This window comes from uncultured Bacteroides sp., from assembly GCF_947632445.1.
In the GTDB taxonomy this organism is placed as follows: Bacteria; Bacteroidota; Bacteroidia; order Bacteroidales; family Bacteroidaceae; genus Bacteroides.
The window spans coordinates 46746-62418 of the sequence record NZ_CANRPM010000007.1 but is presented as its reverse complement, the minus strand read 5'-3'; the positions used below and the strand labels follow the sequence as shown (position 1 = coordinate 62418).

Annotated in this window: 10 protein-coding genes and 2 tRNA genes; 6 read left to right on the top strand and 6 right to left on the bottom strand. The window is 50.0% G+C overall.

Going from position 1 to position 15673, the window contains the following annotated elements; genetic code table 11:
- Window positions 1-10 precede the first annotated feature (10 nt).
- Together Q0Z70_RS02850 and ettA are read right to left on the bottom strand one after the other, a co-directional pair.
- A complete protein-coding gene (locus Q0Z70_RS02850) occupies window positions 11-2743 on the bottom strand; it encodes a TonB-dependent receptor (protein WP_298072465.1) in 2733 nt (910 codons plus the stop codon).
- A gap of 252 nt (window positions 2744-2995) precedes the next feature.
- The gene (gene ettA, locus Q0Z70_RS02845) at window positions 2996-4693 is read right to left on the bottom strand and encodes an energy-dependent translational throttle protein EttA (protein WP_298072463.1); all 1698 of its coding nucleotides are present in this window, start codon (window positions 4691-4693) and stop codon (window positions 2996-2998) included.
- A gap of 249 nt (window positions 4694-4942) precedes the next feature.
- On the opposite strand from ettA, the gene Q0Z70_RS02840 reads away from it, so the two are divergent.
- The 6 genes from Q0Z70_RS02840 (at window position 4943) to Q0Z70_RS02815 (ending at window position 11726) form a co-directional block, all read left to right on the top strand.
- Window positions 4943-5020: transfer RNA gene (locus Q0Z70_RS02840), tRNA-Lys, on the top strand.
- Between the two features lie 306 nt (window positions 5021-5326).
- Entirely contained in the window at window positions 5327-6145 is an 819-nt protein-coding gene (gene dapF, locus Q0Z70_RS02835; protein ID WP_298072461.1) for a diaminopimelate epimerase, read from the top strand.
- A 41-nt stretch (window positions 6146-6186) separates the two neighbouring features.
- Complete coding sequence (locus Q0Z70_RS02830) at window positions 6187-7419, top strand: LL-diaminopimelate aminotransferase (protein ID WP_298072459.1); 1233 nt, start codon at window positions 6187-6189, stop codon at window positions 7417-7419.
- Between the two features lie 339 nt (window positions 7420-7758).
- Window positions 7759-8115, top strand: a complete 357-nt coding sequence (locus tag Q0Z70_RS02825) for a P-II family nitrogen regulator (protein WP_298072457.1) — start codon at window positions 7759-7761, stop codon at window positions 8113-8115.
- A 13-nt stretch (window positions 8116-8128) separates the two neighbouring features.
- Window positions 8129-9496: an ammonium transporter gene (locus Q0Z70_RS02820; RefSeq protein WP_298072455.1), complete on the top strand. Its 1368-nt coding sequence runs from the start codon at window positions 8129-8131 to the stop codon at window positions 9494-9496.
- Window positions 9497-9536: 40 nt separating this feature from the next.
- A complete protein-coding gene (locus tag Q0Z70_RS02815) occupies window positions 9537-11726 on the top strand; it encodes a glutamine synthetase III (RefSeq protein WP_298072453.1) in 2190 nt (729 codons plus the stop codon).
- Between the two features lie 96 nt (window positions 11727-11822).
- Here Q0Z70_RS02815 and Q0Z70_RS02810 read toward each other — a convergent pair whose 3' ends face one another.
- The 4 genes from Q0Z70_RS02810 to feoB all read right to left on the bottom strand — a co-directional run bounded on the left by Q0Z70_RS02810 (window position 11823) and on the right by feoB (window position 15597).
- Window positions 11823-12578, bottom strand: coding sequence for a hypothetical protein (locus Q0Z70_RS02810; RefSeq protein ID WP_298072451.1), 756 nt, complete (start codon window positions 12576-12578; stop codon window positions 11823-11825).
- Window positions 12579-12809: 231 nt separating this feature from the next.
- Window positions 12810-12883 (bottom strand) — tRNA-His (locus tag Q0Z70_RS02805).
- Window positions 12884-12976: 93 nt separating this feature from the next.
- Window positions 12977-13129, bottom strand: coding sequence for a FeoB-associated Cys-rich membrane protein (locus Q0Z70_RS13530; RefSeq protein WP_366807105.1), 153 nt, complete (start codon window positions 13127-13129; stop codon window positions 12977-12979).
- Window positions 13126-15597: a ferrous iron transport protein B gene (gene feoB, locus Q0Z70_RS02800; protein WP_298072449.1), complete on the bottom strand. Its 2472-nt coding sequence runs from the start codon at window positions 15595-15597 to the stop codon at window positions 13126-13128. Before feoB ends, Q0Z70_RS13530 begins: the two co-directional genes overlap by 4 nt.
- Window positions 15598-15673 lie beyond the last annotated feature (76 nt).

Here is a 15673-nt window from a genome sequence, read left to right as displayed (position 1 = left end):
TTTAATACGATTAGAAAGCGACTTTCAATCTCAAAGAATAGGTTCTGCCAAATGCATAAAAGACTTCATAAGCATTTTCCCATTTGCCAGTTCCTCCATCTGTAGCATCAACAATATAACGCTGATTGAACACATTCTCCACATTACCATATAAAGTAGCTTTACATTTACCCAAGGGGAAAGTATAACTTGCGTTCAAATCAAATTGTCCACCTGACGGTATTTTCCATGGCTGAGTTACTGTAACATTTCCATCAGGAGATAACATACTACCATCCAAATCGTAATCTGAATAGTTACGTGCATACCACGTATATGTTAAACCACCTCTAAAACCCGAAAAATGAACTTGTGCACCCAACGCTGTTGTTAATTGAGCAGAGCCACCCACTTTCACACCTTTCAAGTTTACGACTGACTTCGCATGATCCGATGCCTGAATACCTGAAGCAATTTCTCCACTCTTAATGTTTTTCAAGGGTTGTCCTAAACTATTGTAATAATAACCTGTGGCATTGCTATCCCACTGCCAATCACCCAACGAAAACATTCCATTGATATCCAACCAACGGGTCGGATTAGCAACCAAATCCAATTCAACACCCATATGGCGTGCATCTACCCCCTGCATATTAATGCTATAACGGTCTATAACTTCTCTATTAGCATTTGTTATATCACCTCCACTTGTCATCGTTTTATCCATCCAACGAGTAAAGTAAGCATTCAAATTTGCAGTTAGCCACTTAGAACGATATCCATAACCTAACTCCACAGAGAAGATTTTCTCATTTACAGCATCTGGATTTGTTGCATTACTTGTTTGAGCCTGCAAAAAAGCGCCATATGAAAAGAACGGAGCACGGCTGATATAACCAATATTTGCAAAAATATTATGATGGTCGGTAATATTATAATTAGCTCCACCTTTAGCCGTGAAACCCATAAAATTCACTTTATCAGATTTCGCATGAGCTTCATCATAATATAAACGATCATAACGCCAATAAGATGTATTCGAAAGAGAACCTGATAAGAATGCGCTCAATTTGTCTTTGTTATATTCAGCCTGTGCAAAGGCACCTTCAGAAACAGTATATCCATCATAATCTCTGTAAATGACATCTCCAATCGTTAATTTTTGATGAATAAAATTCGGATCTGCAGCCGCTGCATTATTCGCAACTTTCACATTTCTACGTGAATCATAATCTACAAAAAATTTACCACCAAATAAGTCGCTAATTTCATTTGTATGTGTACCTTTATAATAACGGAAATCAACACCACCATAAAAATCCACATATTCGCCAAACTTTGTCGTATATGTAGAAACCAAGCCATACCAATTATGATAGTTTTTGGAAATAGACATAGCATACAACGAACCATTAGCACTTTGTTCATTCAACTCTTCCATCTGATCATAAGCAAATGTACCGTCTGCATTACGAAACTTAGAAGAAAGTGTCCCTTTGCTAGCAGCATACCAATCTGCACGTGCGGCACCTATTTCAGTATTGGCTTGACCACTACTACCATAACCACGCCCAATTGACACATAAGCTACCGTACTCAAAGATGATTTATGGTCAATCTGCCATTGGTGATTCAGCGAAATCTGAGGTTTATTATATTTATTTTGGTTCTGATTATATGCCACTCCATTCTTTCTATAACCAAAAGATGGGTTATATTTATAGACATCATCAAGATTATCTACATACTGTTTCACATTTTGCCATTCCTTTATACTCAATCCGTTATTGTTATTACGCTGATTGTGCCATTGTGGAGCACCAAAAGCGGTCAAACTTAATTGATGATTTTCATTGAAACGCTTGGTTAAATTCACGAACCAGTTATAAGCCTCAAAATCGGTGCTCTGAATATATCCGTCACCCCAAGTCTTAGCACCTAATAAAGTCAAAGCCCAACCCGATTTACTCATCCCCGTAGAGAGTGAGAACAGCATTTTATTATAACCGTCATTACCCATCGCATAAGAAACCGTACCACCTTTTTCAGCATCGGCACCTTTTGTCACAATATTGACAGAACCACCGACAGAAGGAGCAGAAACCTTAGAGGCACCTAAACCACGTTGAGTCTGCGTACTACGAGTCACATCAGACAAACCAGTCCAGTTGGACCAATACAAACCGCCCCATTCCATATCATTCATGGGAACGCCATTAACAAGCACTGCAACGTTCTCGCTTTTAAAACCACGCATTCTCAATTCAGAGTCGCCAAAAGCACCTCCCTTTTTTGTAGCATAAATGCCTGGCGTCGTTTTTAATATTTCCGGGAACTCTTGTGTACCTAAACGTTCTTCAATAAAGACTGGGGTTACCGTCGAAACCGCTACCGGTGTCTTGCGGGCAATGGCCACAGAAGAAGTAATGACCACATCGCTCAGCATCACTGCATCTGGATGCATTTGAATGATGCCCAAATCTACAGAAGCACCCTTACGAATAATTTTCTGTTTCAGGTCCTTGTAACCCACATACTTGAAAACCAAAGTCGCATTGGAAGCAACTGCTTGTTTGAAATAACCGTCAATGTCAGTCACTGAACCTTGCGTAGTACTTTCTACCATAACGGCAGCACCAACCAACGGCTCGCCTGTCTCTGAGTCTACAAGCTGACCTTTTACTGTAATGGTCTGAGCAAAAGCAGACATACTGCAAACAGCCATTACTGCAATCAACAGGAAATGAATTAGATTTCTTTTCATAATTCCATTTTTAGTTAATAGATCATGTTAATTAAACATTAATTTATGTTTCACCCTGCAAATATAATGAATATAATCCATATAAATATTACATTAACATTACATTTTTCAAGGAAGGAAAGACTTTTTTAAAGAGATATGGCAACAAACATCTACTACTAAAAACGAAACAGCACGAAACCTATGTACTCTATTCATCAAGGCCTCGTGCTATTTAGATCTTAATATAATTCTGCAAAGGGACGGCTATAATCAATCTTCCATCAACTTACGATAGCGCACACGCTTAGGTTCTTCCCTGCCCAGGCGCTTCTGCTTATTCTCCTCGTATTCCGAATAGGAACCTTCGAAGAAGAAGACATTCGAATCGCCCTCGAAAGCCAGGATGTGCGTACAGATACGGTCGAGGAACCAGCGGTCGTGGCTGATGACTACGGCACAGCCGGCAAAGTCCTCCAACCCTTCTTCGAGTGCACGAAGGGTATTGACATCAATGTCATTGGTGGGCTCGTCGAGAAGCAATACATTACCTTCTTCCTTCAGCGCCATGGCCAAATGCAGTCGGTTGCGTTCGCCACCAGAGAGCACACCACAAAGCTTCTCCTGATCGGCTCCCGAGAAATTGAAACGAGAGAGGTAGGCACGGGCGTTGATATCGCGTCCACCCATGCGGATCAGTTCGCTGCCGCCTGAAATAACCTGATAAACACTCTTGTTGGGATCAATATCCTTATGCTGCTGGTCTACATAGGCCACCTTCACGGTCTCGCCGACATCGAATTCGCCCTTATCGGGTTTCTCCAATCCCATGATAAGGCGGAAGAGCGTAGTCTTACCCGCACCGTTCGGGCCAATGATACCTACGATGCCGTTAGGGGGAAGCATGAAATTAAGGTCGTCAAAGAGCAGTTTGTCACCAAAGGCCTTGGCCACGTGCTTGGCTTCGATAACCTTATTGCCCAGTCGCGGGCCGTTGGGAATGAAGATTTCCAGCTTTTCTTCCTTCTCCTTCACATCCTCGTTCAGCAACTTGTCGTAAGAGTTCAAACGGGCTTTACCTTTAGCCTGACGGGCCTTAGGCGCCATACGCACCCATTCCAACTCGCGCTCCAGCGTCTTGCGGCGCTTGCTGGTCGTCTTCTCCTCCATCTCCATGCGTCTGGTCTTCTGCTCCAGCCAACTGGAATAGTTACCCTTCCAGGGAATACCTTCACCACGGTCAAGCTCCAGAATCCATCCGGCCACGTGGTCGAGGAAGTAGCGGTCGTGCGTCACGGCAATCACCGTACCTTCATACTGCTGCAAGTGCTGCTCCAGCCAGTCGATAGACTCGGCGTCGAGGTGGTTGGTAGGTTCGTCCAGCAACAGAATGTCCGGTTTCTGCAGGAGCAGACGGCAGAGGGCCACACGACGACGCTCGCCTCCAGACAGATGTTTCACCGACTGGTCTTCGGGTGGGCAACGCAGGGCGTCCATGGCACGCTCCAGCTTGCTGTCCAAGTTCCAGGCGTCCGTCGCGTCGATGATATCCTGCAGCTCGGCCTGGCGGGCAAAAAGTTTTTCCATCTTGTCGGGGTCTTCGTAATATTCGGGCAAGCCGAACTTCCGGTTGATTTCCTCATACTCCGTCAGTGCATCGACAATGGGCTGAACGCCTTCCATCACCACTTCCTTCACCGTTTTGGCAGGATCCAAATAAGGTTCCTGTGCCAGATACCCGACGGAATATCCGGGTGAAAACACCACTTCGCCCTGATAGGATTTGTCCAACCCGGCGATAATCTTCAGCAAGGTAGATTTACCCGAACCGTTCAGACCAATGATACCTATCTTCGCCCCATAAAAAAACGAAATGTAGATGTTCTTCAGTACCTGCTTGTTGTTCTGCTGAATAGTCTTGTTCAGACCTACCATTGAAAAAATAATCTTCTTATCGTCAACTGTTGCCATAGAATTAGTATATACTATATGTATAAATATGATTAATGTATAGAACCACCCTGTTATCTGACACAACAAAGAGCAATCTTTGCGCAAAGATAGCGAAAGCCGAAAGGAGAGACAAACGAAGAACAAAGTTTTTCAGGTTCGGTTGCTCCGAACCGCATTCAATCTTATTCAAAGGAAAGAAAAAAGAGAAAAAACTTTGTATCTTCAAAAAACTCCCTATCTTTGCACCCGCTTAACGGCAACAAGGTTTGATTCGCTAGCTCAGCAGGTAGAGCACAACACTTTTAATGTTGGGGTCTTGGGTTCGAGCCCCAAGCGGATCACCCAAGAGAGGTCTTCAAAAGCGAAGACCTCTTTCTTTTAGCTCACACACTATTACCGGAAGACATAACGTTACTCTCAACCAATGGAAAAATGTTATCGAGGACTAACCGAGCTTTCTGACAATACGCCCCATCACCTCCGAAATACATTACGGATTGAAAGATTTATTCCCCTTATATCTCTAAATCGTAAGTTATCATGCTATTTGTACATAAATTCACTCAAAACGATACAACATATTACATAAATCCATAATTTTGCATCGGAAATAAGCAAATAGAAAACATAAACAGATTAAATGAGAACAAAATGACAAGAAAGATACGTTTCACGAAGATGCACGGAGCGGGCAACGACTACATCTATGTCAACACCGCCCGCTATCCGCTCCGAAACCCGGAGGAACTCTCCGTGGCGTGGAGCCGCCCGCACACGGGCATCGGCAGCGACGGGCTGGTATTGATAGACCGTTCGGACGCGGCCGATTTCAGCATGCGCATCTTCAATGCCGACGGCTCCGAAGCACGCATGTGCGGCAACGCCTCCCGCTGCATCGGCAAGTACGTCTACGATGAAGGGCTGACCGACCGGACTACCGTCACACTGGACACGCTCTCCGGCATCAAGACCCTCACGCTGCATCTGGGAAGCGACGGGCGCATCGCTACGGTGACGGTGGATATGGGCATCCCATGCGACCTGCGGACAGTGGACTTGGGCGACGGCTACGGCTTCGGGCAAGGGCAGTTCGTGTCGATGGGCAATCCGCACCTGGTGCTGTTCGTACCCGACGCAGACGCTGTAGACGTGGCGGCCATCGGCCCCCGCCTCGAACGGCATCCGCTGTTTCCCGGCGGCATCAACGTAGAGTTTGCCCAAATCATCTCGAACAAACGCATACGGATGCGGGTCTGGGAACGCGGTTCGGGCATCACGCAGGCCTGCGGGACAGGAGCTTGCGCCACCGCCGTAGCCGCCTCGCTTGTCCGACTGACGGAACGCGCCGTGACGGTCGGCATGGACGGGGGCGAGGTGAGCATCGAATGGAACGAGGCGGACGGCCACGTCTACATGACGGGCGGCGCCGTGAAAGTCTATGAAGGAGAAATCGAACTGACCACCGAATAAGAAACAAAAGACAAGAAACAACCCGATAAAAGAACAACGATATGGCATTAGTAAACGAACATTTCCTGAAACTGACCGGCAGCTATCTCTTCTCGGACATCGCCAAGAAGGTGAATACGTTCAAGGTCACCCACCCCAAGCAGGACGTCATCCGGCTGGGCATCGGCGACGTCACGCGCCCCCTGCCCCCCGCCTGCATCGAGGCCATGCACAAGGCGGCCGACGAAATGGCCGACGAAAAGACCTTCCGGGGCTACGGACCGGAGCAGGGTTATGACTTCCTCATCGAAGCCATCCTGAAGAATGACTTCGCACCGCGCGGCGTCCACCTCTCGCCGGCCGAAATCTTCATCAACGACGGCGCGAAGAGCGACACGGGCAACATCGGCGAACTGCTGCGCTGGGACAACAGCATGGCCATCACCGACCCCGTCTATCCCGTCTACGTGGACAGCAACATCATGTGCGGACGCGCCGGAACACTGGAAGAAAGCGGCACGTGGAGCAACGTCACCTACCTGCCCTGCACGGTGGAGAACGGCTTCGTGCCCGAACTGCCCAGACACCGCGTAGACCTCATCTACCTGTGCTACCCCAACAATCCCACCGGCACCACACTGACGCACGAACAGCTGAAGAAGTGGGTGGAGTATGCGCTGGCCAACGACACGCTCATCGTCTTCGACGCCGCCTACGAGGCCTACATCCGCGAAGACAACGTCCCCCACTCCATCTACGAGATACGCGGCGCCAAGAAAGTCGCCATCGAAATACGCAGCTTCTCGAAGACGGCAGGCTTCACCGGCGTCCGCTGCGGCTACACCGTCGTGCCGAAGGAGCTGACCGCCGCCACCATCGACGGCGAACGCATCCCGCTGAACCGGCTCTGGAACCGACGCCAGTGCACCAAGTTCAACGGTACGAGCTACATCACCCAACGCGCCGCCGAGGCCGTCTACACGCCCGAAGGCAGGCAGCAGGTGAAAGCCAACATCGACTACTACATGCAGAACGCCGCCACCATGCGGAAGAGCCTAGAGGCTGCCGGCCTGAAGGTGTATGGAGGCATCAATGCCCCCTACCTCTGGCTGAAGACACCGAACGGCACCGGTTCGTGGCGCTTCTTCGAACAGATGCTCTACGAGGCCAATGTGGTGGGCACGCCCGGCGTAGGCTTCGGCCCCAGCGGCGAAGGCTTCATCCGCCTGACCGCTTTCGGCACCCACGACGACTGCGAAGAAGCCATGCGGCGCATCCGCAAATGGTTGGGCTGAAGGAGGTCGAGAATACGTCTGCCTATGATTAAAAATATTGACATATACAGGCCCATGACGACGACCGGAAACATCGGTTTTTGCCGACCCGGAACACCGGTTTTTGTCGATACGGAACATCGGCTTTTGTCGATACGGAAGATCGACGTTTATCGATACGGAGGATCGATGATGATCGATACGGAAGATCGATGATGATCGATACGGAGGATCGATTAGACCCCCTCCAGAACACCTTCTGACGGGGGTTCGGAAGACCTTTCATCAGGGGGTCGGACGAACGGTTCTTCCACCGTCCGCAACCCTTCGGAAAGCAGTTGAATATAGAGGTAAAAAGATATGAAAAAAATTGAAGCAATCATCCGCAAAACAAAGTTCGAGGACGTGAAAGAAGCCCTTCTCGAAGCGGACATCGAATGGTTCTCTTACTACGACGTAAGAGGAATCGGCAAATCCAGACAGGCGCGTATCTATCGCGGCGTGATGTACGATACCAGTTCCATCGAACGTATCCTCGTCTCCGTCGTAGTACGCGACAAGAATGTGGAAAAGACCGTGACGGCTATCCGGCAAGCCGCATGGACAGGTGAAATCGGCGACGGACGTATCTTCATCATTCCGGTTCAGGATGCCATCCGCATCCGTACCGCCGAACGGGGCGACATCGCACTATTTAACGCAGAACAAGAAAAATAAAACTCACAGACGTATGAAAACTTTCATTATCCGCAGCCTTCCGAAACTGCGTACAGTCTTCCTTCTATTCCTGCTGTCGGCAGGTACAACGGCTTTTGCCGGGGAAGCGGCCGCAACTGCTACGGCAGACAAACTGGCCGAAATGGCCACAGGCATCGACACCGTCTGGATGCTGCTGGCAGCCATGCTTGTATTCTTCATGCAGCCGGGATTTGCCCTGGTAGAGGCCGGCTTCACCCGCACCAAAAATACGGGCAACATCCTGATGAAAAACTTCGTCGATTTCATGTCGGGTTCCCTGCTCTTCTGGTTCATCGGCTTCGGCCTGATGTTCGGAGCCGGCAGCTTCGCAGGAATGCCTCATTTCTGCGACCTGTCCTTTCTCGACACTCAACTCCCCCGCGAAGGTTTCCTGATTTTCCAGACCGTGTTCTGTGCCACATCGGCTACCATCGTGTCGGGCGCTATGGCCGAACGTACCAAATTCTCTATGTACGTCGTCTATACCATTGCCATCAGCGTACTTATTTATCCCATTTCAGGCCACTGGACTTGGGGAGGCGGTTGGTTGACAAACGGCAACGCAGATTCTTTTATGATGTATGTTTTCGGCACTACGTTCCATGACTTCGCAGGCTCTACGGTGGTTCACTCTGTAGGCGGCTGGATCGCCCTTGTAGGCGCTGCCATTCTTGGGCCGCGCATCGGTAAATATGGCAAAGACGGCAGCTCCAAGGCCATCCCCGGCCATAACCTCACCATCGCCGCATTGGGTGTCTTTATCTTATGGTTCGGCTGGTTCGGCTTCAACCCCGGTTCACAACTGGCCGCCTCTACAACCGCCGATCAGACTGCCATTTCGCACGTTTTCCTGACCACCAACCTGTCTGCCTGCACCGGAGGTTTCGCAGCTCTCGTCACCAGTTGGATTAAATACCGCAAACCATCGCTTTCGCTCACGCTGAACGGCATTCTGGCAGGTCTGGTCGGCATCACAGCCGGTTGCGATTGCGTATCGGCAGGCGGCGCAGCCATCATCGGACTTATCTGTGGTGTTCTGATGATTTTTGCAGTCGAGTTCATTGATAAAGTCCTGATGATTGACGACCCCGTCGGTGCCAGTTCCGTACACGGTGTCTGCGGATTTACCGGTACCGTCCTGACAGGCCTGTTCTCCACCAGCGAAGGCCTCTTCTACGGAGCAGGCTGCGGATTTCTCGGTGCACAGCTTTTTGGAGCCGTCGTCGTAGGAGCCTGGGCAGCCATGATGGGCTTTATCATCTTCAAACTTCTCGACAAGATACATGGTCTGCGCGTTCCGGCACGCATCGAAGAAGAAGGGCTCGACATTTACGAACACGGAGAGTCGGCCTACAACTAAATAGATAAACCAATATTCAAACCAAATAAAAAATAAGATTATGTCAAAACTGAGATTCAGAGTAGTGGAAACGGCCTTCAAGAAGAAGCCCGTCTCTGTAGAGATTCCCAAAGAACGCCCGTCGGAATACTTCGGCAAATACGTGTTCAACAAGGAAAAGATGTTCCGTTACCTGCCCAGCAAGGTGTATGCCAAGCTGGTGGACGTCATCGACAACGGCGCTCCGCTGGACCGGGGCATTGCCGACGAAGTGGCCGCAGGCATGAAGAAATGGGCCCTCGAAATGGGAGCGACCCACTATACCCACTGGTTCCACCCGCTGACCGAAGGCACGGCCGAGAAGCACGACGCCTTCGTAGAGCACGACGGCAAGGGCGGCATGATGGAAGAATTCACCGGCAAACTGCTCGTACAACAGGAGCCCGATGCGTCCAGCTTCCCCAACGGCGGCATCCGCAACACCTTCGAGGCGCGCGGCTATTCGGCCTGGGACCCCTCTTCGCCCGCCTTCATCGTGGACGACACCCTGTGCATCCCGACCATCTTCATCGCCTATACGGGCGAGTCGCTCGACTACAAGGCACCGCTCCTGAAGGCCCTGCGCGCCGTCGACAAGGCAGCCACCGACGTCTGCCACTACTTCGACCCCGAAGTGAAGAAGGTTAACGCCTACCTGGGCTGGGAACAGGAATACTTCCTCGTGGACGAAGGTCTCTACGCCGCCCGCCCCGACCTGCTGATGACGGGACGCACGCTGACCGGCCACGACTCGGCCAAGAACCAACAGCTGGAAGACCACTACTTCGGCGCCATTCCTCCGCGCGTGGCCGCCTTCATGAAGGAACTCGAAATCGAAGCCCTGAAGCTGGGCATCCCCGTCAAGACACGCCACAACGAGGTGGCTCCCAACCAGTTCGAACTGGCTCCCATTTACGAAGAATGCAACCTGGCCGTAGACCACAACATGCTCATCATGGCCCTGATGCGTAAGGTAGCCCGCAACCACGGCTTCCGCGTCCTGCTCCACGAGAAACCCTTCAAGGGCGTCAACGGCAGCGGCAAGCACAACAACTGGTCGCTGGGCACCGACACGGGCGTACTGCTCATGGCTCCCGGCAAGACGGCCGAAGAGAACCTGCGCTTCATCACCTTCATCGTGAACACGCTGATGGCCGTCTATCGCCACAACGGCCTGCTGAAGGCCAGCATCTCCAGCGCCACCAACGCACACCGTCTGGGCGCGAACGAGGCGCCTCCCGCCATCATTTCTTCTTTCCTCGGCAAGCAGCTCTCGCAAGTACTGGCCCACATCGAAGAAAGCGACAAAGACGAACTCATCAGCCTGAGCGGCAAGCAGGGCATGAAGCTGGATATTCCCCAAATCCCCGAACTGCTCATCGACAACACCGACCGCAACCGTACCAGTCCTTTTGCCTTCACCGGCAACCGCTTCGAGTTCCGCGCCGTCGGTTCGGAGGCCAACTGCGCCAGCGCCATGATCGCACTCAACGCCGCCCTGGCCGAACAGTTGATTGATTTCAAGCACAACGTGGACAAACTCATCGAACAGGGAGAGGACAAGGTCTCGGCCATCCTCGACGTCATACGCCAGGATCTCAAGATATGCAAGCCCATCCACTTCGACGGCAACGGCTACAGCGACGAATGGAAGGCCGAAGCAGCCCGTCGCGGACTGGATTGCGAGACCAGCGTCCCCGTCATCTTCGACAACTACCTGAAAGAAGACAGCATCGCCATGTTCGACAAGACCGGCGTTATGACCCGCAAAGAACTGGAAGCCCGCAACGAAGTGAAGTGGGAAATGTACACCAAGAAGATTCAGATTGAGGCGCGTGTGTTGGGCGACTTGGCCATGAACCACATCATCCCTGTCGCCACCCAGTATCAGACGGAACTGGTGGACAATGTCTACAAGATGAACGGCCTCTTCCCCAAAGAGAAGGCAGCCCGACTTTCAGCCAAAAACCTGGAACTGATCGAAGAGATTGCCGACCGCACCACCTTCATCAAGGAACACGTCGATGCCATGATCGAAGCCCGCAAGGTGGCTAACAGGATAGACAACGAGCGTGCGAAAGCCGTGGCCTATCACGACTCCATCGTACCGATGATGGAAGAGATACGCTACCATATCGACAAGCTGGAACTGATCGTCGACAACCAGATGTGGACGCTGCCCAAATACAGAGAACTGCTGTTCATCCGATAAAAAGAATACAAATTTCTTTTATTGGTTGTTTTAAATAAGCAAGGGGAAGACGGCCGTGAGGCTACCTTCCCCTTTTCAATGATTGGAAAATCCGAATTAGAAAATCCGGCCGTTCAAACGTATCTTGAAAGCAGGATAAACTTTGAGCTTGTCTATGATATCGGAAAATGTACTGCCATCTTCACCCAACGAATTCAAGTCCAATTTACCCGTATTGGCATAAACTTCAGGACGGCCATGAAATTGTACACCCAGCTCTACACTGACATTCAAACGTTTGGAGGGAACTGCCCGACCAAAGCCCAAACCTACATAAGGACGGAAGTTCGCAACCTTTAATCCACCGGACACATTACCTTCCTCATCGAAAGGAATTGTCTGGTCACCAATAACGATACCTGCTGATTTACCTGCTAATTTAGCTTCAGCAATCTTATCCTTCAAATCCTGATCACCCGTTCCTTCAATTTTCACCAGCGACGAACCTCCAAAGTAGCTGCCTGCCGTTACAAAAAAAGAAGAAGAACGGAATGGATATACATTTAACAAAATCTGTCCCGATACACGTTTCAAAGAACCGTCTACATCCATTGAACCGGCATCTTTTCCATCCAATTCAACATCAACGTCTGTGCTCATATTGATGTTAGGCATAACAGACAATCCGCCTCTTACCGCCAGATAAGGAGTAACAGGAGTTGCCAACTCAACATCAATACCATTAAGGCCTACACCGACACTGGCGCCTACAGAATTGAAAATTCCCCATTCATTTTGAGCAAATCCACAATTCGGATAAAGAATAAACAATGAACAAACAGCTACAAAAAACGATGTGCGCATTTTCTTCATAACTCAAAAAATAATTAAAAATAAAACATCTGTTAAAATCAGGCGCAAAGATAGAAATTTATTCCCCAAACTATACTCACTTTCACTAATAAAATCCAACAATATGCTAAAAATAAAATCTTAAAAGGTCAGATTTTATATCACTAACTTGTTCATCGGACTGACCCCCTAAATGTCCATTAGACCAAAGAAAATCCTCATAAGCTTTCGCCTATGAGGATTACCGCAGTGGGTGGCAGATGGGACTCGAACCCACGACATTCAGAACCACAATCTGACGCTCTAACCAACTGAACTACAGCCACCATGTTAGTGCAATTCGTAAATGCGGTTGCAAAGATATGGATTATATTTGAACTGGCAAGACTTTCGGAAAAATATTTTTTGTTTTTTCCGCATCACTTAGTCGTCGAAGAACAACCGCCCGAACATCTGCTACAAGGATTTCCCCCTTTCCGCGAACGGCGGAAAAAAGAGCGGATGCTCTTTACAATGCTCCACACACAAAGCGCTACAATCAGGGCTACCACCCAATGTTGCCAATCGGTCATACAAACAGTCCTCCTATCTGATAAACGGCAAAAGACATAATCCATGCCAATGTGGTTGTGTACGCAGCTGCAAATGCCGCCCACTTCCAACTACCCGCTTCCTGCCTGATAGCAGCCAGCGTAGCCACGCACGGGAAATAAAGCAAAATGAAAACCATATAGCCATAGGCCACAAGCGGCGTAATGGGCAGCCGTTGAGCCAAGGTCGTTTGGTTGGCTTCGGCATCACCGGCATAGAGTACACCCAGCGAACTGACCACCAATTCCTTGGCTCCCACCCCCGAAAGAATGCCAATGCCCAGCTTCCAGTCGAAGCCCAACGGCTCGATAACCGGCTCGATGGCTTTACCGATACGTCCGATATAGGAATTTTCCTGCTGCTTGGTTATATCCATCGACTCCGAGGGACGCGGATAATAGCCCAGTACCCAAATGATGATGGAAGCTACCATGATGACGCCACCCATCTTGCGTAAGTATTGTGCACCCTTCTCCCATGTGTGGCGGAATATGGCTTTCGAAGTAGGCATGCGGTAGGGAGGTAGCTCCATGACGAACGGCGTGTCGTCGCCCTTCACTAAAAAGCGGCTGAAGAGACGCGCCATGACCACGGCCAGAATGATACCCAAACTATAAATGCTCAGCAACACCAGACTGGCATGATGGGGAAAGAAGACGCCTACCAGCAGCAGGTAGATGGGCAAACGGGCACTGCACGACATCAGAGGATTGATAAGAATAGTCACCAGCCTGCTTTTGCGGTTCTCAATGGTACGCGAAGCCAACACAGCAGGCACATTGCAACCAAAACCCATAATCAGGGGAATGAACGATTTGCCGTGCAAGCCCATCTTGTGCATAATCTTGTCCATGATGAAGGCCGCACGAGCCATGTAGCCCGAATCCTCCATCAGCGAAATAAACAGATAAAGTATTAGGATGTTAGGCAGGAATACAATGACGCCTCCCACCCCGCCGATGATGCCGTCGATAAGTAAATCTTTCAGCGGCCCTTCGGACATGTTATGGCTAATGAAGTTTCCGATGACGTTTACCAGGGTTTCAATCCAATCTTGCGGATAGGCTCCCAGCTCGAAAGTGACTTCAAACATCAGAAACATAAAGAGGAAAAAGATGGGAAATCCCCAGATGCGATGGGTCACAATAGCGTCTATCGCGCTCGTTATGCGCTCCTTGTCCAAATGTTTGTCCACGAATGTCTCGCGCAGGGCACCCGAAATGAAGCCATACTTGGCATCGGTAATGGCCTGCTCGCTGTCCTCGTTCATCACCTCGCGGATGCGCTGTTTCTCGCGGTCGCGCATTTCCAATATCTTGCTACCGTTTGGCAAGGTCTTCACCATGCCCTCAAGGTCTTTGTCGTTCTCCAGCAATTTGATGGAAAGGAAACGGGTAGAATATTTGTGACGGATGTTTTCGTTTTCGCTGATGACCAGCTTCACCGCATCAATGCTGCGCTCCAATTCGGGGCCATGGTTGATATGGATATGGCGAAAGAAGCCGCGAGGATGTTCTTCCTCTTCCTGATGGGTGCCGAAAGCGTGGTCAGGCACATATTCTTTGTGCCACTGACGGAAGTCTTCGAGGATTTCGGCCCTCACCTTTCCTTTCTTATCGAGGAAGTCACCTCCCTCGTAAAGGGTAATGATGACGTGGAAAAGTTTTTCCACACCGAGACCTGTACGGCTCACGGTGGGCAGCATCGGCACACCGAAGAGTTCGCCCAGCTTCACGTAATCCAGCGTATTGCCACTGGCTTCCAGTTCGTCATACATGTTAAGTGCCACCACCATGCGGACGTTCATGTCTATCAGTTGGGTGGTCAGGTAGAGGTTACGCTCCAGATTGGAGGCATCGACTACGTTGATAATGATGTCCGGCGTCCGGTCAATGATGTGGCGACGGACGTAGATTTCCTCAGGCGAATAGGCCGAAAGCGAATACGTGCCCGGCAGGTCGACAATGCGGAAGCGGTAGCCCTGGAAGTCGAAGAAGCCTTCTTTGGCATCAACCGTCACGCCGCTGTAGTTTCCCACATGCTCGTGCGCACCCGAAGCGATGTTGAAGAGCGACGTCTTGCCGCAATTCGGGTTGCCTACCAGCGCCACATTGATAGTGCGGCGCTTGTCGCGTGCCAGATTTCTCATTTCGTCCTCAGCCAGACGGATATCTTCCTCCAGCCCTTTATGGTAGCCGGGCTGTACATTATGCTCCCTCGCCTCCTGCTCGCTGATGACCTCAATCATATCGGCCTCCTGGCGGCGCAGGGAGATTTCGTAGCCCATCACTTTATATTTCACCGGGTCTTTCAGCGGTGCATTGAGCAGAACTTCCACCGTCTTACCCTTGATAAAGCCCATCTCCACAATGCGTTTGCGGAAGCCTCCATGACCCATAACCTTGACAATCATGCCTTTCTCACCGGTATTCAATTCGGATAAACGCATAGTATTTGCCCTTCTCTATTAATATTCGGATGCAAAGATACGAGATATACCGACAATCTACAAGCAATTTAGAATG

What these genes read in the sequence shown, in the direction of transcription:
- Q0Z70_RS02850 (WP_298072465.1), bottom strand. Translation starts at nt 2,743, where the DNA reads ATGAAAAGAAATCTAATTCATTTCCTGTTGATTGCAGTAATGGCTGTT.
- ettA (WP_298072463.1), bottom strand. Translation starts at nt 4,693, where the DNA reads ATGGCAACAGTTGACGATAAGAAGATTATTTTTTCAATGGTAGGTCTG.
- dapF (WP_298072461.1), top strand. Translation starts at nt 5,327, where the DNA reads ATGACAAGAAAGATACGTTTCACGAAGATGCACGGAGCGGGCAACGAC.
- Q0Z70_RS02830 (WP_298072459.1), top strand. Translation starts at nt 6,187, where the DNA reads ATGGCATTAGTAAACGAACATTTCCTGAAACTGACCGGCAGCTATCTC.
- Q0Z70_RS02825 (WP_298072457.1), top strand. Translation starts at nt 7,759, where the DNA reads ATGAAAAAAATTGAAGCAATCATCCGCAAAACAAAGTTCGAGGACGTG.
- Q0Z70_RS02820 (WP_298072455.1), top strand. Translation starts at nt 8,129, where the DNA reads ATGAAAACTTTCATTATCCGCAGCCTTCCGAAACTGCGTACAGTCTTC.
- Q0Z70_RS02815 (WP_298072453.1), top strand. Translation starts at nt 9,537, where the DNA reads ATGTCAAAACTGAGATTCAGAGTAGTGGAAACGGCCTTCAAGAAGAAG.
- Q0Z70_RS02810 (WP_298072451.1), bottom strand. Translation starts at nt 12,578, where the DNA reads ATGAAGAAAATGCGCACATCGTTTTTTGTAGCTGTTTGTTCATTGTTT.
- Q0Z70_RS13530 (WP_366807105.1), bottom strand. Translation starts at nt 13,129, where the DNA reads ATGACCGATTGGCAACATTGGGTGGTAGCCCTGATTGTAGCGCTTTGT.
- feoB (WP_298072449.1), bottom strand. Translation starts at nt 15,597, where the DNA reads ATGCGTTTATCCGAATTGAATACCGGTGAGAAAGGCATGATTGTCAAG.